General features: G+C 72.4%; 19 protein-coding genes. 6 read left to right on the top strand and 13 right to left on the bottom strand.

Translation table 11 applies throughout. The features are described from left to right. The 4 genes from J1M46_RS03270 to J1M46_RS03255 form a co-directional block, all read right to left on the bottom strand. On the bottom strand, positions 1-1,632 hold a 1,632-nt coding region (locus J1M46_RS03270), incomplete at its 3' end, for a class I tRNA ligase family protein (protein WP_206446512.1). Positions 1,633-1,898: 266 nt separating this feature from the next. Next, positions 1,899-2,729, bottom strand: a complete 831-nt coding sequence (locus J1M46_RS03265) for a hypothetical protein (protein ID WP_206446511.1) — start codon at positions 2,727-2,729, stop codon at positions 1,899-1,901. After that, positions 2,726-3,418: a LuxR C-terminal-related transcriptional regulator gene (locus J1M46_RS03260; protein WP_206446510.1), complete on the bottom strand. Its 693-nt coding sequence runs from the start codon at positions 3,416-3,418 to the stop codon at positions 2,726-2,728. Before J1M46_RS03260 ends, J1M46_RS03265 begins: the two co-directional genes overlap by 4 nt. Further along, entirely contained in the window at positions 3,406-4,644 is a 1,239-nt protein-coding gene (locus tag J1M46_RS03255; RefSeq protein WP_206446509.1) for a sensor histidine kinase, read from the bottom strand. The genes J1M46_RS03260 and J1M46_RS03255 overlap by 13 nt, the downstream gene beginning before the upstream one ends. Before the next feature lie 114 nt (positions 4,645-4,758). Here J1M46_RS03255 and J1M46_RS03250 point away from each other — a divergent pair, with 114 nt between their 5' ends. Together J1M46_RS03250 and J1M46_RS03245 are read left to right on the top strand one after the other, a co-directional pair. Then, on the top strand, positions 4,759-5,247 hold the full coding sequence (locus J1M46_RS03250; RefSeq protein ID WP_206446508.1) for a hypothetical protein: 489 nt from the start codon (positions 4,759-4,761) through the stop codon (positions 5,245-5,247). Beyond that, positions 5,244-6,083 (top strand): aminotransferase class IV, encoded by an 840-nt coding sequence (locus J1M46_RS03245; protein WP_206446507.1) that lies wholly within the window; start codon positions 5,244-5,246, stop codon positions 6,081-6,083. The genes J1M46_RS03250 and J1M46_RS03245 overlap by 4 nt, the downstream gene beginning before the upstream one ends. A 26-nt stretch (positions 6,084-6,109) precedes the next feature. On the opposite strand, the gene J1M46_RS03240 is transcribed toward J1M46_RS03245, so the two are convergent. Beyond that, on the bottom strand, positions 6,110-6,979 hold the full coding sequence (locus J1M46_RS03240) for a hypothetical protein (protein WP_206446506.1): 870 nt from the start codon (positions 6,977-6,979) through the stop codon (positions 6,110-6,112). A gap of 47 nt (positions 6,980-7,026) precedes the next feature. Next, positions 7,027-7,629: a TetR/AcrR family transcriptional regulator gene (locus tag J1M46_RS03235; protein WP_206446505.1), complete on the bottom strand. Its 603-nt coding sequence runs from the start codon at positions 7,627-7,629 to the stop codon at positions 7,027-7,029. 414 nt (positions 7,630-8,043) lie between these two features. Here J1M46_RS03235 and J1M46_RS03230 point away from each other — a divergent pair, with 414 nt between their 5' ends. The 3 genes from J1M46_RS03230 to J1M46_RS03220 all read left to right on the top strand — a co-directional run bounded on the left by J1M46_RS03230 (position 8,044) and on the right by J1M46_RS03220 (position 11,610). After that, positions 8,044-8,661 carry an IMPACT family protein gene (locus J1M46_RS03230; protein WP_206446504.1) on the top strand — a complete coding sequence of 206 codons (618 nt, stop codon included), beginning with the start codon at positions 8,044-8,046 and terminating at the stop codon, positions 8,659-8,661. Between the two features lie 79 nt (positions 8,662-8,740). Then, positions 8,741-11,380, top strand: a complete 2,640-nt coding sequence (valS, locus tag J1M46_RS03225) for a valine--tRNA ligase (RefSeq protein ID WP_206446503.1) — start codon at positions 8,741-8,743, stop codon at positions 11,378-11,380. Continuing rightward, positions 11,380-11,610, top strand: a complete 231-nt coding sequence (locus J1M46_RS03220) for a hypothetical protein (RefSeq protein WP_206446502.1) — start codon at positions 11,380-11,382, stop codon at positions 11,608-11,610. The genes valS and J1M46_RS03220 overlap by 1 nt, the downstream gene beginning before the upstream one ends. Before the next feature lie 177 nt (positions 11,611-11,787). Here J1M46_RS03220 and J1M46_RS03215 read toward each other — a convergent pair whose 3' ends face one another. The 3 genes from J1M46_RS03215 to J1M46_RS03205 all read right to left on the bottom strand — a co-directional run bounded on the left by J1M46_RS03215 (position 11,788) and on the right by J1M46_RS03205 (position 13,938). Continuing rightward, entirely contained in the window at positions 11,788-12,438 is a 651-nt protein-coding gene (locus J1M46_RS03215) for a winged helix-turn-helix domain-containing protein (RefSeq protein ID WP_206446501.1), read from the bottom strand. 83 nt (positions 12,439-12,521) lie between these two features. Continuing rightward, complete coding sequence (locus J1M46_RS03210; RefSeq protein WP_206446500.1) at positions 12,522-13,106, bottom strand: hypothetical protein; 585 nt, start codon at positions 13,104-13,106, stop codon at positions 12,522-12,524. Positions 13,107-13,128: 22 nt separating this feature from the next. Next, entirely contained in the window at positions 13,129-13,938 is an 810-nt protein-coding gene (locus J1M46_RS03205) for a class I SAM-dependent methyltransferase (RefSeq protein ID WP_206446499.1), read from the bottom strand. Between the two features lie 53 nt (positions 13,939-13,991). Here J1M46_RS03205 and J1M46_RS03200 point away from each other — a divergent pair, with 53 nt between their 5' ends. Then, positions 13,992-16,031: a M3 family metallopeptidase gene (locus J1M46_RS03200; protein WP_206446498.1), complete on the top strand. Its 2,040-nt coding sequence runs from the start codon at positions 13,992-13,994 to the stop codon at positions 16,029-16,031. 51 nt (positions 16,032-16,082) lie between these two features. On the opposite strand, the gene J1M46_RS03195 is transcribed toward J1M46_RS03200, so the two are convergent. Genes J1M46_RS03195 through clpX form a run of 4 tightly spaced genes read right to left on the bottom strand, consistent with a single transcriptional unit; the run spans position 16,083 to position 21,321 of the window. Further along, positions 16,083-18,113 carry an iron chelate uptake ABC transporter family permease subunit gene (locus J1M46_RS03195; protein WP_206446497.1) on the bottom strand — a complete coding sequence of 677 codons (2,031 nt, stop codon included), beginning with the start codon at positions 18,111-18,113 and terminating at the stop codon, positions 16,083-16,085. Then, entirely contained in the window at positions 18,110-19,114 is a 1,005-nt protein-coding gene (locus J1M46_RS03190) for an ABC transporter substrate-binding protein (protein WP_206446496.1), read from the bottom strand. Before J1M46_RS03190 ends, J1M46_RS03195 begins: the two co-directional genes overlap by 4 nt. A gap of 52 nt (positions 19,115-19,166) precedes the next feature. Further along, entirely contained in the window at positions 19,167-19,985 is an 819-nt protein-coding gene (locus J1M46_RS03185) for an ABC transporter ATP-binding protein (protein ID WP_342384252.1), read from the bottom strand. A gap of 58 nt (positions 19,986-20,043) precedes the next feature. Continuing rightward, complete coding sequence (gene clpX, locus J1M46_RS03180; RefSeq protein ID WP_206446495.1) at positions 20,044-21,321, bottom strand: ATP-dependent Clp protease ATP-binding subunit ClpX; 1,278 nt, start codon at positions 21,319-21,321, stop codon at positions 20,044-20,046. Positions 21,322-21,398 lie beyond the last annotated feature (77 nt).

Genomic DNA, 21,398 nt, shown 5'->3' with positions numbered 1-21,398 from the left:
GGTGAGCTCGTCGATCGCGGGCCGGTGCAGGTCGGTGACGCGCACGCCGAAGTCGCGCTCGAGCTCGTCGAGCGAGCCGTAGACGTCGATGCGCGGGAAGTTGGCATCGTCGCTCTTCCACACCGGGATCGGGCTGCCCCAGTAGCGGTTGCGGCTGATCGACCAGTCGCGAGCGCCCTCGAGCCACTTGCCGAACTGGCCGTGCTTGACGTTCTCAGGCACCCAGGTGATCTGCTCGTTGGCGGCCAGCAGGTCGTCCTTGATGTCGGTGACCTTCACGAACCAGCTCGAGACCGCCTTGTAGATCAGCGGGTTGCGGCAGCGCCAGCAGTGCGGGTACGAGTGCACGTAGCTCGCCTGGCGCAGCACCCGGCCGGCGTCCTTCAGCAGCTTCGAGAGCGGCTTGTTGGCGTCGAAGACCTGCTGGCTGGCGACCGGGGCGACGACGTCGAGGAAGCGGCCACCGTCGTCGACCGAGAGGATCGTGGGGATGCCGGCGGCGTTCGCGACCCGCTGGTCGTCCTCGCCGTAGGCGGGCGCCTGGTGCACGATGCCGGTGCCCTCGCCGGTGGCGACGTAGTCGTCGACCAGGATCTGGAAGGCGTGCTCGGTGCCCCACTCGGATGCGTCGGCGAAGAAGTCGAACAGGGGCTCGTAGGTGACGCCCGCGAGATCACTGCCGGGCAGCGTGCGCGTGACGGCGGCGAGCGCCTCCTCGGCGGAGTCGTAGCCGAGATCCTTGCAGTAGCCCGCAATGGTGTCGGCGGCGAGCAGGAACGAGCCGTCGCCCGCGCTCGTGCCGTTCGGTCCGGCGGGCACGACCGCGTAGTCGATCGCGGGGCCCACCGCGAGCGCCAGGTTGGTCGGCAGCGTCCACGGCGTCGTCGTCCAGGCCAGTGCCCTGACGCCCGACAGACCTAACACATCCGCTCTCTCACCCGTGAGCGGGAAGGTGACGGTGAGGGTGGTGTCCTGGCGATCCTGGTAGACGTCGTCGTCCATGCGCAGCTCGTGGTTCGACAGCGGCGTCTCGTCGCGCCAGCAGTAGGGCAGCACCCGGTAGCCCTCGTAGGCGAGGCCCTTGTCGTGCAGCGTCTTGAACGCCCAGATGACGCTCTCCATGTAGGTGAGGTCGAGGGTCTTGTAGCCGCCGTCGAAGTCGACCCAGCGGGCCTGGCGGGTGACGTAGGCCTCCCACTCGTCCATGTACTGCAGCACCGAGGCGCGCGCGTGCTCGTTGAACACGTCGACGCCCATCGACTCGATCTCGGCCTTCTCGGTGATGCCGAGCTGCTTCATCGCCTCGAGCTCGGCGGGCAGCCCGTGGGTGTCCCAGCCGAACACGCGCGGCACCTGCTTGCCGCGCATGGTGTGGAAGCGCGGGAAGACGTCCTTGGCGTAGCCGGTGAGCAGGTGGCCGTAGTGCGGCAGGCCGTTGGCGAACGGCGGGCCGTCGTAGAAGACCCACTCGGTGCAGCCCTGCCGCTGCTCGACCGACGCCTTGAACGTGTCGTCGCCCTTCCAGAAGGCGAGGATGCCGGTCTCGAGCGCAGGGAGGTTCGGGCTGGCGACGACGGGCTCGTCGCCAGAGAGCGGGTACCTGGCCGGGTGGGTCGAAGGCTGGTCGGTCACGCTGGGTCTCCTGCATCCTCGGAACTTCGGATGCGGGGACGCTCTCGCGCGGTACCACCCCGCTTGCGGGCCTCTCGGCTCGCCGCTTCGTGCCCGCGCCTGCTGCGGGCCATCGGCTGTGACGGGCCTGCCCCGTTCGGATCTACTGAGCCGCCCCGCACCTCTCGGTGCCTGACTGCCGTTCTGCCGACCGCTCCCCGGTGATGGCCGGATCAGTGCGTGTAGGAAGATCCTACCGCGCCGATCCGGCCGTCGTCACGTCTCGATCAGCGCTCTTCGCCACGCAGCGTGACGTTGCCGGCGCTCACGTCTACGTCGATCGTCGATGTCGCGCCCGGGTCGTCGATCACGCGCACGTCGGAGTCGCCGGCAGAGGCCTGCTCGGTGACGGCGTACTCGCCATCCGGGATGGTCAGGTCGATGCTGCCGGCGCTCGCCTGCGCGTCGATCGACGAGGGCTGCTCCCCCGTCAGCGCGCCGATGATGCGGCCGGCGCTCACATCGAGCGTGACGGTGCCGCCGGTCTCGACGTCGAGGCGGGCCTCACCTGCCGAGACGCTGACGAACAGCGACTCCGCGGTGCCCGAGAGGTCGGCGCTGCCTGCGCTCAGGTCGATGGACGCGGCGCCCCAGGAGCCGGCTGCCTCGAAGCTGCCCGCCGAGACCTCGGTCTCGAGGCCGAGGCCCTGCCGCTCGAGCGCCGCCGGCAGCGTGAGGACCGCGCGCTGCTCGCCGACGCGGTCGCCGAACATGATGCCGAAGCCGACCCAGCGCCAGCGCCGATCGGTATCGACCACGAGGGTGTCGCCCGATCGGCTCAGGTTCCACTGCTGCACCGGCCCTCCGTCGCTGGCGACGTCGAGCGTCGCCTCCTCGACATCGCCGAAGCGCACCTCGAACGCGGTCGCCGAGCTGTCGATCTGCAGCTGCTCGATGCCGGCCGCGTCGGCGGTGAGGGTGTCGCTCGTGGCGGCGTGCGAGGCGAAGCCGCGCACCACGCCGCTGCCGACGCCGTAGACGACGCCGATCGCGCCGAGCACGATCAGCAGGATGCTGATCCAGCGGCCGGGCCGCGTGGTGGGGGTGGAGATGGTCATCGGATGCCTCCGGTCGCGTCGGGCGCGCTGGTCTGGTCGGTGGGTGTGGGGGCGTCGAGGTGGGCGAGCACCGCGAGCACGCGGCGGTTGCCGTCCTCGGGCTCGAGCTCGAGCTTCTGGAACACCGCCGAGATGTGCTTCTCGACGCTGCCGGCGGAGACGTAGAGGCGGTCGGCGATCGTCTGGTTCGAGGAGCCCTCCGCCATGAGCGCGAGCACCTGCCGCTCGCGCGGCGTGAGGCGCTCCATGCGGGTGTCACGGCGGCGGCGCGCGAGCAGCTGGCTCACGACCTCCGGGTCGAGCACCGTGCCGCCCGCGGCGACCTGCTCGACGGCGGCGAGGAAGTCGCGCACGTCGGCGACGCGATCCTTGAGCAGGTAGCCGAAGCCGGCGGTGCCGCTCGCGATCAGGTCGGCCGCGTAGCGCTCCTCGACGTACTGCGAGAGCACCAGCACGCGCGGCCGGTCGCCGCGCGAGCGGATGCCGATCGCCGCCAGGATGCCCTCGTTCGTGCGGGTCGGGGGCATGCGCACGTCGAGCACCGCGAGCTCGGGATCGTGCGCCGCGATGGCAGCCTCGAGCGCGGTGGCGTCGGGCAGCTGCGCGACGACGTCGTGGCCGGCGTCGGTGAGGAGACGGGCGATGCCCTCGCGGAGGAGGACGCTGTCCTCGCAGATCAGGATGCGCACGGGACGTCCACCTCGATCGCGGTCGGGCCCCCGGCGGGGCTGGTCATGGTGAGCGTGCCGCCGACGCCGGCGACGCGGTGGGCGAGCCCGTCGATGCCGCCGCCGGGCTGGCGCTCGGCGCCGCCGATGCCGTCGTCCTCGACGCGCGCCCACAGCGATGCGGTGCCCGTCTCGGATCGGCGCGTGCGGATGGCGATGCGGATGCGGCTGGCGCGGGAGTGCTTCTGCGCGTTCGTGATGCCCTCGGCGATCGCGAAGTACACGGCGGTCTCCGCGTCGCGGCTGCAGCGGCCCTCGATGCGGGCGTCGATCTCGACCGGCACGACGCTGCGCGCGGCGAGCGCCGAGACGGCGGCGTCGAGGCCGCGGTCGTCGAGCACGGCGACGTGGATGCCGCGAGCGACCTGGCGCAGCTCGGTGACGGCCGACTTCGAGGAGGCATGCGCCTCGTCGATGAGCCGCATGGCGGCGACCGGATCGCTCTCGATCTTCTCGCGCGCCATGCCCAGCTGCATCGCGATGGAGACGAGCCGCGGCTGCACGCCGTCGTGGAGGTCGCGCTCGATGCGGGTGCGGTCGAAGTCGGCGGCGCGCACGGCGCCGTGGCGGCGCTCTCGCTCGTCGCGCGCCTCCTGCTCGAGCCGCTCGCGCTCGTCGGGCACGAGCAGGCCGACGGTGACGTTGCGGTGGGCGAGCGCGAGGCCGATCGTGCCGGCGATGCCGGCGGCGAGCGAGAGCGCTCCGATGAGCGGCGCCCACTCGACCGGCACGGCGAGCGACGTGAGCGGGATGCCGACCGAGTCGGCGTCGCCGAGACCGGCGAGCGCGAGCGGCACGCCGATGCCGACGAGCGTCAGCAGCGGCAGCGTGAAGGCGCCGAAGAGGCTCGCGAGGAAGAAGCTGAGGATCGCCCGCCAGTGCTGGCCGTCGGAGACGATGCGGAGCAGGCGGTGGGGCACGCGCAGCCAATCGGTGCGCTGCGACTGCCGGAAGAACGCCGGCGGCACGGGCGCGCCGTAGAGGCCCGCGATGCGCTCCCGTTCGAACCAGGCGACGGCGAACATCGCCAGCAGCGCGAGCGCGAGCAGCAGGAAGCCGACGAGCACGACGAGCGTGCCGATGCCCACCGCGATGAGCGTGACGATCGTGATCAGGATGGGGATGCCGATGGAGCCGAGGATCGCGAGGTGCGCGATCGTGGCGAGGAGCGGGCCGGTTCGTTGCATGCCTCAACGCTAGGCCGCGCCAGTGCCGGGCGCCCGGCGGATCCCCGGAAGCCTTCTGGGGGTTTCCCCCACCCGGCGGGCCTGCGGCATAGGGCTCGGCAGTACCCTCGGCGCATGATCTTGCATCGCTCAGCCCGAACCGGTGCGGCAGCCGCGGTCATCGCCGCGGGGCTGCTCGTGAGCGGGTGCGGACTCCTGCCTTCGCCCTCGATGCCGCCGGTGCCGACCGCGGAGCCTGCGCCATCGGGCTCCGCCGACCCCGGCACGCAGGCGCAGCAGTGCGCGCAGCTGGTGGCGGAGGTGTCGAGCATCGCCACCGACCTCGGGCAGATCGGCTCGATGCTCGGCACCGACCCGTTCGGCGCGTTCGCCCTGCTGGGCGGCATCACCGGGCGCATCGGCGACCTCGAGACCCGGGTGACCGACCCGGCGCTGCTCGAGCGCATCGGCGAGATCCAGGCCGGCTGGGATGCGCTGGTCGCCGACGCCACCGAGTCGATCGGGGCCGGCGACACCGGCGCCTTCGAGCGCGTCGGATCGGGGCTGACCGAGCTGGCGGATCAGGTCTCGTCGCTGCAGGAGTTCTGCGCGGGCACCGCATGAGCGCGCCGCTGCTGGCGCTGCTCGACGGCTCGATCGTCGACGTCACGCATCCCATCATCCGGGCGGACGACCTGGGCGTCGTGCGCGGCGACGGCGTCTTCGACGCGACGCTCGCCCGCGACGGCGTCGTGCGCGATCGGGAGTCGCACCTCGACCGGCTCGAGCGCTCGGCTGCGATCCTGCAGCTCCCCGCACCCGACCGCGAGGGCTTCGGCCGCGCCATCGATGCGCTCGTCGCGGCGTGGGATTTCGGCGCCGCGCCGGAGGCGATCATCCGGCTGGTGCTGACCCGCGGTGCGGAGTCCGGGGGCGACCCGACGGCCTTCGCCCTCATGGCGCCGCTGGGCGCATCCGCCATCTCCGAGCGCGAGCGCGGCGTCGCGATCACGCTGCTCGGGCGCGGCCACGACGGCGACGAGGTCGCCGCGATGCCGTGGTTGCTGCCCGGCGCGAAGAGCCTGTCGTACTCGATCAACATGGCCGCCAAGCGGCACGCGTCGCAGCACGGCTTCGACGACGTGGTCTTCGTCTCGCCCGCGGGCGCACTGCTCGAGGGCCCCACCTCGACGCTCGTCATCGACCGCGGCGGCCGTCTGCTGACGCCGCGGCAGGACGGCATCCTCGCCTCGATCACGCTCGAGCACCTCATGCGCGACGCGCCGGCGGAGGGCCTCGAGGTGACCTTCGAGACGCTCAGCCCCGACGACCTGCGGGGCAGCGACGGCGCATGGCTGCTCTCCTCCGGTCGGCTGCTGGCGCGGGTGACGAGCGTCGACGGGCAGCCGCTGCCGGTCTCGCCGCACGACCCGGCGCTGCGCCGACTGCTCGACGTCTGAGGCGCGCCGGACGCCTGCCGAACCGCTCAGCGGGGTGCAGCCAGCAGCGTCGCGACCGCCTCGGGCGGCGCGCCCTCGTGCAGCACGACGGCCAGCAGCGCGTCGATCACGGTCGCCTCGGCGATGAGCACAGCGTCGTCGGCGCGCAGCAGCGCGGTCGGCCCGTGCGCGCTCTGCCCCGCCGCGAGCACCCCGGCGTCGGTCTCGACACCCGCGCATTCGGTGCCGAGCCGCTGCAGCGCGGTCAGGGCCTGCTCGGCCTCCGACGGTGTCGGGTAGCGCACCAGCACCAGGTCGAACGGCGCGCCCGGGGCCGGGTCGGCTGCGAGCGACACCGCTGCGGCCTCCATCGCGGCCCCGTCGACGGCCCCGGCCGCAGCGGCGCAGGCACCGCCGGCGTCGCGCGCGGCACCGAGGTGCACGATGGCGGTCGCCGGCGTCGTCGCGGCAGCGGCCGTCACCTCGCTCCACGCCGCCGTGCGCTCGCCGTCGGCAGTCGCCCACCGCAGTCGCGGCAGCTCGCCAGCCTCCGGCAGCAGCGCGAGCAGCGGGGCAGGCTCAGTGCTTGGCGCAGGGCTCGGCGCAGTCGTCGGTGCCGCGCTCGGGCCGGGAGTGGCTGCGGGCGACGGCTCGGCGGATGCGTCGGGTTGCGGCACCGGCGGCACGTACGGCCCGTGCACGGTCGGCACGGGCGCCAGCGGCACCTCCGTCGCCGGCGACAGCGGCGGCCGCACCGCCTCGACCGGCGGTGCGACGACCGCGGGCGGCTCGCTGGCGGACGGCGACGGGGTGACCGAGACGGCCTCCGGCGCATTCGGCACGAGGCCGCAGCCGGCCATCGCCGCGACCGTCAGCAGTGCCGCGGCGACCGTGACCATCCGAGGTCCGGGCCTCATGTCCCCCATCATGCGCGTCGAGGGCGCCGAAGGGCAGAGGCGCGGCGTCAAGCGCGCAGATCGTTGCCCGTTCGTGATGCTGCGGCGATCGGCTCGATCGCGGCGCGCACCGCATCCGCCGCGGCGGCGCGGGCCGGCGTGCTCGTCCACGCCACCAGTGCGGCGCACGCGGCGGCGACGAGCGCGACCGGCGCGACCGCCGCATCCGTCGACTCCGGCAGCGCGTCGCGCTCGAGCGCGAGCGCGAGCGCCGCGCGGTCGAGCAGCGGCTGCAGGCGGGCGGGCGCTCCATCGCGCAGTGCCTGCACCGCACCCATCGCCTGTGCGTCGCGGAGCGCGGTCGGCGGCGTCGTGCCCCACGGCTCGACCGCCTGCGCGATCGCGTCCACGAGCCGCTGCAGCGCATCCCCGCGCCCGCCCGCGATGGCGTCGCCGGCGCGCTCGATCGCTGCGTCGAGGCCGACCCAGAGCGCGTCGGCCTTCGAGTCGCAGTAGGAGAAGACGGTGCCGCGGGAGACGCCCGCGCGGCGGGCGATGTCGTCGACGCTCACGGCGTCGTAGCCGCGCTCGAGGAACAGCTCGAGTGCAGCCTCGTGGATCGTGGCGGCGCTCGATGCCCTCGGCCGGCCCGGCCCTCTCGTCGACGTCATGCGGCATCCTTCCTGAGGTCTATTGTTCCACCCGGTACTGATATCTGCGCCGACGTCGGCGCCCTCCGAGGAGCATCCGTGACCACCATCTCAGCCGCCGCCCGCGCGCGGCGGCACACGGCGACTCGGCGACGAGGACGCCGACGCCGCGCAGGCGGTCACCGACGAAGCGGTGGCCGAGCCCGCCTGAGGCGCGCCCCGCCCCACGCGCCCCACAGGTATACGGCGGTTTGCGCTTCATGCCGCCCGGTCAGCGCAGATCGTCGTATACCTGTCGCGGCGGTGCGCGGCGCACGGCGCACGGCGGGCGGTGCGTGACGCACGGCGCACGGCGCACGGTGCACGGTGCACGGCGCACGGTGCGCGGCGCGCGGCGCGCGGCGCGCGGCGCACGGCGCACGAGAGGATGGACCGATGGCCAAGAGCACGATCGCGCGGACCGCGAGCGCCGAGATCGAGATCTCCCGCTCGCGCTTCGTCGCGACCGCGCACCGCATCGGCTCGCTCGACGAGCTGGGCGGGCTCGTCCGCGCCGCGCGCCGCGCGCACCCCGATGCCCGGCACGTCTGCAGCGCGGGCGTCGCCGGGCCGCTCGGCGAGGCGAGCCGCTCGAACGACGACGGCGAGCCGGCCGGCACCGCCGGCGCTCCGATCCTCTCGGCGATCGCCGGCCGCGAGTTGACGGATGCCGCCGTGCTCGTGGTGCGCTGGTTCGGCGGCGTGAAGCTCGGCACCGGCGGACTCGTGCGCGCCTACGGCGGCATTGCCGCTGAGGCGCTCGACGCCGCCGGCAGGCTCGCGCGCGTGCCGGCGAGCGAGCTCATCGGCACCGTGGCCATCGCCGATGCGCCCCGCATCGAGCACGCCCTGCGCAGCGCGGGTCACGAGCCAGCGCTGCACTACCGCGAGCACGACGCCGTGCTGCGCTGCGTCATCCAGGATGCCGAGCTGCCGGCGGCCGAGGCGCTGCTGGCGCAGCTCGGGGTGGCGGCGCGCGCGCAGGGCGGCCTGCTGCTCGAGGTGACACCGTAGACTCTTCCGGAGCACAACCAGGCTTCATGCCGCACCAGCGGCGCAGACGCGAAGCCGCGCACATCGAAAGCGAGACGCCATGAGCGCCACCACGCCCGCAACGCCCGGCATGCCGGAGCGACCCGCCCTCGAGGGACTCGAGCAGAAGTGGGATCAGCGCTGGGAGGAGGCGGGCACCTATCGCTTCGACGGCGTCGCAGCAGACGGCACCCCGCTCGAGCGCGACGCGATCTACTCGATCGACACGCCCCCGCCCACGGCGTCCGGCTCGCTGCACGTCGGCCACGTGTTCTCGTACACACACACCGACCTGATCGCGCGCTTCCAGCGCATGCGCGGCAAGCACGTCTTCTACCCGATGGGCTGGGACGACAACGGCCTGCCCACCGAGCGCCGCGTGCAGAACTACTACGGGGTGCGCGTCGACCCGACGCTCCCCTATGCCCCGGGCTTCACCCCTCCGCAGGAGGGCGGCGACAACAAGGGCTCGAAGGCCGGCGACCAGCTGCCCGTCTCGCGCCGCAACTTCATCGAGCTGTGCGAGCGCCTCACCGAGGAGGATGAGGAGAAGTTCGAGCACCTCTGGCGCACCCTCGGCCTCTCGGTCGACTGGAAGCAGTCGTACCGCACCATCTCCGACGACGCCCGCCGCACCTCGCAGCTCGCGTTCCTGCGCAACCTCGAGCGCGGCGAGGCGTACCAGGCGGATGCGCCGACACTGTGGGATGTCACGTTCCGCACCGCCGTGGCCCAGGCCGAGCTCGAGGACCGCGAGCAGCCCGGCGCATACAGCACGCTGCTGTTCGCGAGTCAGGACGGCGACCTGCGCATCGACACCACGCGCCCCGAGCTGCTGGCATCCTGCGTTGCCGTGGTCGCGCATCCGGACGACGAGCGCTATCAGCACCTCTTCGGCACGACGGTGACCACGCCCGTGTTCGGCGTCGAGGTGCCGTTCGTCAAGCACGAGCTCGCCCAGGTCGACAAGGGCACGGGCGTGGCGATGATCTGCACCTTCGGCGACCTGACCGACGTCATCTGGTGGCGCGAGCTGCAGCTGCCGAGCCGCTCGGTGATCGGCTTCGACGGCCGCTTCGTGGCAGAGGCGCCCGAGGCGTTGGAGACGGATGCGGCGAAGGCCGCCTATGCGGAGCTGGCAGGCAAGACCGTCTTCAGCGCGAAGAAGACGATGCTCGAGCTGCTGCAGGCCGCCGGCCGCGTGGTGGGCGAGCCGCGCCCGATCACGCACCCGGTGAAGTTCTTCGAGAAGGGCGACAAGCCGCTCGAGATCGTCTCCACGCTGCAGTGGTACATCAAGAACGGCGGTCGCGACGAGTCGCTGCAGGAGCGCCTGGTCACGCACGGGCGCGAGATCTCCTGGCATCCCGAGCACATGCGCACCCGCTACGAGAACTGGGTGCACGGCCTCAACGGCGACTGGCTCATCTCGCGGCAGCGCTTCTTCGGCGTGCCCATCCCGGTCTGGTACCGGCTCGACGAGCAGGGCGAGCGCGTGCCCGGCGGCGTGCTGCTGCCGAGCATCGACCAGCTGCCGCTCGACCCGACCACCGACGTGCCCGACGGCTACGACGAGTCGCAGCGCGGCGAGCCGGGCGGCTTCGCCGGCGAGGTCGACATCATGGACACCTGGGCGACCTCCTCGCTCACCCCGCAGCTGGCCGGCGGCTGGGCCGCCGACAGCGAGCTCTGGCAGCAGATCGCGCCCTTCGACCTGCGGCCGCAGGGGCAGGACATCATCCGCACCTGGCTGTTCTCGACCATGCTGCGCTCGATGTTCGAGGACGGCCGGGCACCGTGGAAGCACGCGGCGCTCTCCGGCTGGATCCTCGACCCCGACCGCAAGAAGATGTCGAAGTCGAAGGGCAACGTCGTCACGCCGCTGGGCATGCTCGAGGACCATGGCTCCGACGGCGTGCGCTACTGGGCGGCGTCGTCTCGCCTGGGCGTCGACGCGACGCTCGACCCGCAGAACCCGAAGATGATCAAGATCGGGCGCCGCCTGGCGATGAAGGTGCTCAACGCCGCGAAGTTCGTGCTCTCGATGGAGGGCGCGCCGGGCGAGGTCACCGAGCGGCTCGACCGCGAGATGCTCGCCGAGCTCGCCTTGGTCGTGCGCACCGCGACCCGGGCCTTCGAGTCCTACGACCACGCGAAGGCGCTCGAGGCCACCGAGGCCTTCTTCTGGACCTTCTGCGACGACTACCTCGAGCTCGTCAAGGAGCGCGCCTACTCGGGCGACGAGGCCGGCCGCGGCTCGGCGATCGCTGCGCTGCGCACGGCGATCGACGTGCAGCTGCGGCTGCTGGCGCCGTTCCTGCCCTTCGCGACCGAAGAGGTCTGGTCGTGGTCGCACGAGGGCTCGATCCACGTCGCCCCCTGGCCGACGCCGGACGAGCTCGGCAACGGCAGCGACGCGATGGGTGCCGGCGCGGTCGCCACGGGCGCGATCAGCATCGGCTCGACCGGCATGCTCGCGACCGTGGGGCGCGCGCTGATCGGCATCCGGAGGGCGAAGACGGATGCGAAGGCGAGCCAGAAGACGGCCGTCGCCTCCGCGGTCATCGCCGTCCCCGCTGCGCTGCGCGAGCACCTCGAGGCCGCAGCCGACGACCTCAAGGCCGTGGGACGCATCCGCGACCTCACGCTGGTCGAGGCGGACGAGCTCGCCGTCGGCGAGATCGTGCTCGAGGAGGCGTGATGCAGATCGGCACCCGCTGGGCGGTCGGCGGCGAGCCGCCGCAGACGGTGCCGGTCGCGATGCGCGCCGCGATCGACGACGAGGAGCGCACGCTCGCCGAGATCGGCGCCGACACCGCGAGCTGGCGCTGGACGCTGACCTTCCTCGAGGGTCGGCCGGTGGTCGAGCTCGACGATGGCACGACCATCCGCCTCGACGGCGACGACGTGCTCGTCACCCGCGAGCCGTAGGCAGAGCGAACGCCCCCGACCGTCGCGGTTCGGGGGCGTTCTGCTGTCTCGAGATCAGCGCAGCGGGCGCATCAGCAGCTCGGCGCGCGTGTAGCTGTCCAGGATCAGGTTGATCGGGGTGGTCGCGGGGTGTGCGTCCTTGTTCGGCATGGTGTGCTCCTTCATGGTCATGCCCGATCAGTCGATCGGGAAGGCGTTGAACTGGATCTGGATGCGGTGGCTCGGGTCGCCGGGGTCGGCGTCGGTCTGCGCGTCTTCGGGCTGCGCGTCTTCGGCCTGCGCGTCTTCGGCCTGCGCAGCCGCGGCGATGCGCTCGCGGATGAGCTGCTCGACGTCGCGCGTGAGCCGGTGCAGCGCACTGGCCGGCATCGTCGCCGAGTGCGAGCTGACGCGCGAGGCGTCGAGGGTCGGCTCGTCGTAGCGCTCCTCGCCGGTGGCGATGTAGGCCGACAGCAGCGCGCTGTCGTGCTGCGTCCAGGCGCCGAGCACCGTGGCGCTGGCCGCCCTGCCCTCCGGCACATCGGCGAGCGCCTTCGTCCACACCTCGACGTGGGCGACGGCGCGCCGCCACCAGCGCTCACGCGCGGTGCCGAGGCCGTGATCCTCGACGATGAATCCCTTCGCCTCCAACTGGCGCAGGTGGTAGCTGGTCGATCCGGTCGACTCCCCCAGCGCAGCCGCGAGCGACGACGAGGTCTGCGGCCCGCGCGTGGTCAGGGCATGCAGGATGCGCACCCGCAGCGGGTGGGCGAGCGCTGTGAGGGATTCGAGTTCGACGGCCGGGGCCTCGCTCTCGCCGCCGGATCCGTCGACGGCGGCGTCGAGCATGACTCCAGACTACCCTTTGCAAAGACCTCTTTGCAATAGGAATCAGATATCCTGCGCGCCGTCAGATCTCGGTGGCTCAGCGCCTACTGCAGGGTGTCGAGCCGTGCGTCGTAGGCGTTGCAGGCGGCGAGCACCGACATGATGCGATCGGCCAGCTCGGGGTCGTCCGGCGCGAGATCGCGCAGCTCGGTGCGCTGCGGGATGGTGCGCACCGCTGCGCGGATGCGCCTGCTCTCGGCCGGTTCGATGAAGAAGTCCTGATCGACCACCAGCAGGACATCGCGGAGGTCGCAGCGTGCGGACGGATCCGCGGTCTCGAGCACGTCGAGGGCTGCGTCGAGCCAGCGAGCATCATCCGCGTCGGCTGCCTCGAGCTCATCGGTGACGAGCAGGAAGAGCTGCATACCCGCCCCAGCTGCGGCCGGGGTCTGCTGCTCGTGCTGATCGAATGGCAGCGCGATCGCGCGATCGACGAGCGCAACCGCGCGCTCGCGATCGCCGTCGACGAGCGCCGCTCTGGCCTTCTCCATCAGGTTCTCGGCCGCCGACTCGCTCGCGCGGCTGAACGGCGCCAGCGCCCGGCCGGACGCCGACAGCAGGTTGCCGAATGCGGTGTCCTCCCCGTCAGGGGCGAGCGGATCGAAGGATGCGGGTTCGTTGCTGCTCATCGCCGAGAGCGTATCGCCGCGCTCAGCCGCGCGCGAGGATCCAGCCGTGCAGCATGGCCATCCAGCCGTCGTCGTCGCGCGACCACGCAGCCCACGCGTCGGAGATCGCCTGGCGCTCCCGCGCATCCGCCAGACCGTGCCGCTCGGTGCCGTCGGCGAAGGCCGAGTGCAGCGCGCGCTCGACCCATTGCCCGCCCCAGAACGCGCGGCCACGCTGCGACTCGAAGCACCACGTCTCGACGTCGGTCTCGACCTGCGCGAAGCCGGCCGCTCGCGCCCAGGCCTTGAGCTTCGCTCCCGCGTCGCCGTCGCCGCCGTTGGCCGCTTGCAGCGCCAGCACCAGCTCGCGCCAGCGTGCGAGCTCGGGCGTCAGCGGATGGATGGTCGTGGCCGAGTAGACGACGTCGCGCGCCGCCACCAGCTCCCCCGCCGCGCGCCAGGCCCGCAGCGCCGCCAGGGGCTCGCCGAGGTGCTGCAGCACCTGGTGCGCGTGCACCACATCCCAGCGCGCAGCCGCGTCGTCCTCCGGACGGGGCGGGTCGTAGGCGTCCCCGACACGGAAGGCGACGTTCGTGACGCCTGCCTGCGCGGCCGCGGCGCGAGCGGTCTCGACCACCTCGGCGCTCGCGTCGATACCCACGACGGTGCCGCGCTCCCCCACCCGCCGCGCGAGATCGATCGTGATCGAGCCCGGGCCGCAGCCGACATCGAGGATGCGCATGCCCGGCTCGAGCAGCGGCGACAGGTAGGCGGCCGAGTTCGCGACGGTGCGCGCGGCGTGCGCGCCGACGACCGACGCGTGGTGGCCATGCGAATAAACTGTAGCGGTCATATCGGGAGTCTATGGCCAGTCGAGTGCGGGATCGGCGACATAGGGTGGCGGGCATGACCAATCCCTTCCTGGCGCCCAGCGCGCTCCCGTACCAGCTGCCGCCCTTCGCCGAGATCCGCGACGAGCACTTCGAGGAGGCGTTCGAGGCGGGCTTCGAGGAGCAGACGAAGGAGGTGCGGGCGATCACCGTGGTGCGCTCGGCGCCGACCTTCGAGAACACGATCGAGCCGCTCGAGCGCTCCGGCGGCATCCTCTCGCGCGTCGCGCACGTGTTCTGGAGCATGACCTCGACCGACTCGACCCCGTTCCTGGAGGAGCTCGAGGAGCGCTACGCGCCGCGCTTCGCCGCGCACGCCGACTCGATCACGCTCGACCCGGCGCTGTACGCGCGCATCCGCACGCTGCACGAGAGCCCGGCAGCGGAGTGGACCGACGAGCAGCGCTATCTCGTGGAGCGCAAGCACACCGAGATGACGATCGCCGGCGCGGGCCTCGACGACGCCGCCCGCGATCGCCTGAAGCAGCTCAACCAGCAGATCGCGACGCTCACCACTCGCTTCGACAAGCACCTGCAGGCCGACACGAACGAGCTCGCGGTCGTCATCGAGTCGGAGGCGGAGCTCGACGGGCTCGCCGAGGGCGAGATCCAGGCGGCGGCGTCCGCCGCTGCCGACCGCGGCCTCGACGGCACGTGGCTCATCACCCTGCCGCTGTTCTCGGGCCACCCGTGGCTTGCCTCGCTCACGAACCGCGACGTGCGCAGGCGCGTGCTGGAGGCATCCCTCGCCCGTGGCACGCGCGGCAACGAGCACGACAACCGCGAGACGGTGCTCGAGCTGACCGCCGCCCGCGCCGAGCGCGCGCAGCTGCTCGGCTTCGCCACGCACGCGCACGCGATCACCGCCGACGAGACGGCCGGCAGCCCCGAGAACGTGCTGGCGATGCTCACGAAGCTCGCCGCGCCCGCCGCCGCGAACGCCAGGGCCGAGGCCGCCGCGCTGCAGGCGCAGATCGACGCGACCGGCGAGACGTACGAGCTCGCCGCGTGGGACTGGGACTACTGGACCGAGAAGGAGCGCACCGCGCGCTTCGACGTCGACACCGCGGCGCTGCGCCCCTACTTCGAGTCGGAGCGCGTGCTGTGGGACGGCGTCTTCCACGCCGCCACGCAGGTCTACGGCGTCACCTTCGAGGAGCGCGCCGACCTGGTCGGCTACCACCCCGATGTGCGCGTCTTCGAGGTGCGGAACGACGACGGCAGCGAGGTGGGCCTCTACCTGCTCGACCTCTACACGCGCGACGCGAAGCGCGGCGGCGCCTGGATGAACCCGCTCATCCAGCAGAACACGCTGCTCGGCCACCCGACCGTCGTGATGAACAACCTCAACGTGCCCAAGCCCCCGGCGGGCACGCCGACGCTGCTCACCTTCGACGAGACGACGACGCTCTTCCACGAGTTCGGCCACGCGCTGCACGGGCTCTTCGCGCAGGTCACCTACCCCTCGCTGGGCGGCACGAACGTGTTCCGCGACTTCGTCGAGTTCCCCAGCCAGGTGAACGAGATGTGGATGCTGTGGCCGGGCATCGTCGACAACTACGCCAAGCACATCGAGACCGGTGAGCCGCTGCCCGCCGACGTCGTCGAGCGGCTACAGGCCTCGGAGTCGTTCAACCAGGGCCACGACACGAGCGAGTACCTCGCCGCGGCGCTGCTCGACCAGGCGTGGCACGCCCGCACCGCAGGGGATGAGGTGACGGATGTCGCCGCGTTCGAGCAGGATGCGCTGGCGGCGGTCGGCCTGCTCAGCGCGACCGTGCCGACGCGCTACTCCACCGGCTACTTCCAGCACGTCTTCTCCGGCGGCTACTCGGCCGGCTACTACTCCTACATCTGGTCGGAGGTGATGGACGCGGACACCGTCGAGTGGTTCAAGGCGCAGCCCTCGATCCGCGAGGCCGGGCAGCGCTTTCGCGAGCGGCTGCTGGGCGTCGGCGGCTCGAAGGATCCGCTGGAGGCGTTCCGCGACTTCCGCGGCCGCGATGCCGACATCGCGCCGCTGCTCAAGCGCCGCGGGCTCGAGGCAACCAGCTGATCGAGTAGCGGCCGCCCGCAGGCCGGTCGCTACTCGACGACCAGGGACGACCTAGCGAGAGCGCCCCGCCTGCAGCACGAGCCAGATGAAGTAGGGGATGCCGACCAGCGCCGTCATGATGCCCGCGGGCAGCTGCGCGGGTGCGATGAGCGTGCGGCCGAGCGTGTCGGCCAGCAGCGTCAGCGTGCCGCCCAGCAGCGCCGCGAGCGGCAGCAGCACCCGGTGCCGTGCCCCGACGAGCGCCCGCGCCGCGTGCGGCGCCACCAGGCCAACGAACGCGACCACCCCGATCGCGGCGACGGCCGTCGAGGCGAGCGCGACCGCGAGGGCGAGGGCGAGGATCTGCACGGCCGTCAGGCGCACGCCGAGCAGTCTGGGCGTCGCGTCGTCCAGCTGCGCGAGGTCGAGGTCGCGGTGCATCCACAGCAGCGCGAGCACGCCGAGCACCACGGCGACGGCGACCGGTGCCACATCCTCGAAGCCGCGGCCGTAGGTGGAGCCCGCCAGCCAGACGATCGCCTTGCCCCGGTTCCAGGGGTCGGTGACCACGATGAGCATGCTCGTCAGCGCCGCGGTGCCGGCCGACAGCGCGAGGCCGGTCAGCACCAGCCGCAGGCTGCCGAGCCGGCGCCAGCCGACCAGCAGCAGCACCAGCAGGCCGGCGATCGCGCCGCCGGCGAGGGCGCTGCCGGCCACCGCCCAGCCGACCGCGGTCGGCACGAGCGTGATCACCCCGACGGCGCCGAGGCCCGCGCCGCCCGCGACGCCGAGCAGGTAGGGCTCGGCGAGCGCGTTCCGCGCGACCGCCTGCACGAGCGCGCCCGAGAGCGCGAGCGCGATCCCGGCGGCCACCGCCGCGGCGATCCTGGGCGCGCGCGTGTCGAGGGTGACCCGCACCGCATCCCCCGCCCTGCCCGACAGCCAGTTGACGACATCGCCGAGCAGCAGCATCCGGTCACCCAGCAGCACCGCGGCGATCGTCAGCGCCGCCAGCACGACGGCAGCGATCGCGATCGGCAGCCAGGCGCGGCTCGCGACCGTGCGCGCGCCCAGCACCGACATCGACTCGGTCTCGGCCGCGCCCGCCATGGTGCGGGCGAGCACGATGATGCACACCGCGCCCACCAGGCTCGTGACGACGCCCGTCGGCACGTCGAGCGAGGCGCTGCCCGGCAGCACGGCGCGCAGCAGCACGTCGGCGCCCACCACGAGCACCGCGCCTGCGAGGGCGGCGAGCGGGATGGCCACGACATGCCGGGCGGCGCCGGGGATGCGCGAGGCGAGCATGCGGATGACGATCGGCGCCGCGAGCCCCACGAAGCCGATCGGCCCGGCGATCGCGACGGCGGCCGCGGCGAGCGCGACCGAGGCGACGAGGGTGATGAATCGCAGTCGGCCGACCCCGACGCCGATCGTCGTCGCGGCCTCCTCGCCGAGCGCGAGCACGTCGAGCCTGCGCGCGAGGAGCAGGAGCGCCGCGATGCCGAGCAGCACGATCGGCAGCAGCTGCGCGACGGTCTCGATGCCGTTCTGCGAGAGCCGCCCGACGCCCCAGGCGTAGAGGCCCGCGGTCTCCTGCTCGAACAGGATGATGGTCACGGTCGTCACCGACTGCAGCGCGAGCGCGAGGGCGGTGCCGACGAGCACCATCTGCGTGGTCGAGCCACGGCCGCGGCCGATCGCCACGACGGCCAGCGCGGCGAGCAGGCCTCCGACGAACGCCAGCCCCGCGCCTCCGATGCCGGGCAGGCTGATGCCGAAGACTGCGGCGATCGCGATCGCCGCGCCCGCACCGCCGTTGACGGCGAGCGTGTCGGGCGAGGCGAGCGGGTTGCCGGTGAGCGTCTGCATCGCGTAGCCGGCCGCACCGAGCGCCAGCCCGACCACGATCGCCGCGGCGATGCGCGGCAGCCGGCTCTCGACGATCACGGCCGCGTGGCCCTCCTCGCCGCCCAGCCAGCCGAGCAGCTCGGCCAGGCCGAGATCGGTCGTGCCCTGCGTGGCGTGCCAGCCGGCGAGAGCGAAGAGTGCGACGAGGAGGGCCGCGCCGAGCGCGAGCCCTCCAGGTCGGACGCGCGTCACGGGGTCGGTGCGAGTGACGCGACGAGCGCGTCGAGGTAGGCCGTCAGCGAGTCGACGCCGCCGAAGAGCCAGATGCCGTCGGGCAGCCGGTGCACGTTGCCGGCCTGCACGGTCGGCAGTCCGTTCCAGATGTCGTTGTCCGCGAGCTGGTCCTGGAAGACGTCGCGCTGGCTGCCGACCGACAGGTACACGATCTGTGTGTCGTCGGCGAGCGCCGTCAGTCCCTCGACGTCGGTGATGCCGAGGCCGTACTGCTCGTCGCCCTCGCCGGGCCAGCCGTTGACGAAGCCGATGGACTCGAAGGCTGCCGGCAGCAGCGCGCCGTCGGCGTACGGGCGGGTCTCGACCTGGCCGCCGTTCTCGTAGCCGTCCATGTGGGCGACCGAGGTGCCGGCCAGGCCCGCTTCCTCGACCTGGGCGGTGAGCTCGGCGACATGCGCCTCGTACTCGTCGATCGCGGTCTCGGCGGCGTCCGAGCTGCCGGTCGCCTCGCCGACCATGCGCAGGTCCTCGTACATCGTCTCGATCGGTGCCGAGGCATCGGCGCCCTGCAGCACCAGCACGGGCGCGATGGCCTCCAGGTCGGCATAGGCGCCCGCGTCGCGGCCGGCGACGGCCACGATCAGGTCGGGCGCCAGGCCCGCGATCGCGTCGATCGACGGCTCGACCCGGGTGCCGACGTCGGTCGGCTCGCCCTCGAGCGGCGCGCCGGTGGCCGCCCACTCCTGGTAGCCGGCGACATCCGCGACCCCGACCGGCACGATGCCGACGGTCTGCAGATGCTCGACGGCGACCCACTCGAGCGCGACGACGTCCCGGACGCCCGCGGGGATCTCGACCTCGACGCCGCGCGCATCCGTCACCGTCACCGCTTCGGCGGCGGCGTCGGGGGCGGAGCTCTCAGCGGGTGCCTCGGTGGTGCCGCAGGCCGCGAGCGCGAGCGCGGTGAGCACCGCGGCGCCGGCGAGCACGGGCCGCCCCAGCAGGGTTCGCTTGGTCATGGTCAGCCTTCCTCGGCCCGGGGCGTGGCCGCCGGGCTCATGGTGGGATGCGTCACGCGGCGCGTGACACGGCGGGCCGGCGGCGGAGCCGCTGCGGCCGGATGCGCAAGCCGTCTTCGACAGGCTCGACGTCGATGGGCACCTCGTAGGCGGCGGTGAGCCGCTCGGGTGTGAACACGTGCGCGGGCGTGCCGGTGGCGACGATGCGCCCGTGCACGAGCAGCACGACCTCGTCGGCGATCTCGGCCGCCTGTTCGAGGTCGTGCAGCACGATGCCGACGGCGACGCCGTCGTCGGCGAGGTCGCGCACGATCTCGAGGATCTCGCGCTGGTAGCGCACGTCGAGGAAGGTGGTGGGCTCATCGAGCAGCACGATGCCGGTCTGCTGCGCGAGGCAGGTGGCCAGCCACACGCGCTGCCGCTGGCCGCCCGAGAGCTGCGAGACGGGCTGGTCGGTCAGGTCGGCGATGCCGGTTGCCGCCATGGCACGGTCGATGACGTCGGCGCCGTTCGGGTCGCCCGTGCGGAAGCGGCCGCGGTGCGCGAAGCGGCCGTAGGCGACGACCTCGCGCACGCTGACGCCGGAAGGCTCGGGGTGCGACTGCGCGAGCAGCGCGATGCGGCGGGCGAGCTCGCGCTCCCCCAGGCCGGATGCGTCGGCGCCGTCGGCGAAGACCACGCTGCCGCCCGTCGGGCGGTGCAGCGCGGTGAGGCCGCGCAGCAGCGTCGACTTGCCGGAGCCGTTCGGCCCGACCAGGGCGGTGACGCAGCCCGGCGTGAGGGCGATGGATGCGTCGTGGACGATACGCTCACGGCCGTACGCCATCGAGACGTCGGTCGCGCGCAGCGCCTGGGGTCCGGTGATCGTCACAGAGGTAAGGCTAGCCTTACCTCACCTGCCCGCGCAATCCGAGCGCACGCGAGAACGGCTACGCGGAGAGCTCCTGGATGTCGTCGGCGGTCAGCACCTCGGGTGCCTCCCCGCCCGTCACCGACTCCTTCGTCACGATCACGCGTTCGACGCCCTCGCGCGAGGGCACGTCGAACATCACCGGCGCGAGCACCGTCTCGAGGATGGAGCGCAGGCCGCGCGCGCCGGTCTTCCGCTCGACCGCGAGGTCGGCGATCGCCTGCAGCGCCTCGGGCTCGAAGTCGAGCTTGACGCCGTCGATCTCGAAGATGCGCTGGTACTGCTTGACGAGCGCGTTCTTCGGCTCGGAGAGGATCTCCACCAGCGCCGACTGATCCAGCGGCGAGACCGTCGCGATCACCGGCAGGCGGCCGATGAACTCGGGGATGAGGCCGAACTTGTGCAGATCCTCCGGCAGCACCTCCTCGAACACGTTGAGGTCGGGCTTGAGCGAGGCGATGGAAGCGCCGAAGCCGATGCCGCGCTTGCCGGCGCGGTTGGCGATGATGTCCTCGAGCCCGGCGAAGGCGCCGGCGACGATGAACAGCACGTTCGACGTGTCGATCTGGATGAACTCGGAGTTCGGGTGCTTGCGCCCGCCCTGCGGCGGCACCGAGGCGACCGTGCCCTCGATGATCTTCAGCAGCGCCTGCTGCACGCCCTCGCCCGAGACGTCCCTCGTGATCGAGGGGTTCTCGGCCTTGCGCGCGACCTTGTCGATCTCGTCGATGAAGATGATGCCGGTCTCGGCGCGCTTGATGTCGAAGTCGGCGGCCTGGATGAGCTTCAGCAGAATGTTCTCGACATCTTCGCCGACGTAGCCCGCCTCGGTGAGCGAGGTGGCGTCGGCGACCGCGAACGGCACATTGAGCTGCTTCGCGAGCGTCGAGGCCAGGTAGGACTTGCCGCAGCCGGTCGGGCCGACCATGAGGATGTTCGACTTCTGGATCTCGACCCCGTCGCCGACGCTGTCGGCGGATGCGAGCTGCTGCGACGCGGCGACGCGCTTGTAGTGGTTGTAGACCGCGACGGCGAGCGAGCGCTTGGCGCTCTCCTGCCCCACCACGTACTCCTCGAGGAACTCGAAGATCTCGCGCGGCTTCGGCAGCGTGAAGCTCTCGGTCGAGGGCGTCTCGCCGGCTTCGGCCATGCGCTCCTCGATGATCTCGTTGCACAGCTCGACGCACTCGTCGCAGATGTACACCGCGGGGCCGGCGATCAGCTGCTGCACCTGCTTCTGGCTCTTGCCGCAGAAGGAGCACTTGAGCAGGTCGCCGCTCTCTCCCAGTCGCGCCATGTTGCACCTCTTGATCATCGTCGAACGCAGGCTGCGCCCGTCCATGGAAGTGTAGAGCAGGCCGCCGACACGGCGAC

The sequence above is a fragment of the Agrococcus sp. KRD186 genome (assembly GCF_017168255.1).
Classification (GTDB): domain Bacteria; phylum Actinomycetota; class Actinomycetes; order Actinomycetales; family Microbacteriaceae; genus Agrococcus.
The sequence above is the reverse complement of the archived record's forward strand: the minus strand, read 5'-3'. Positions and strand labels throughout refer to the sequence as shown.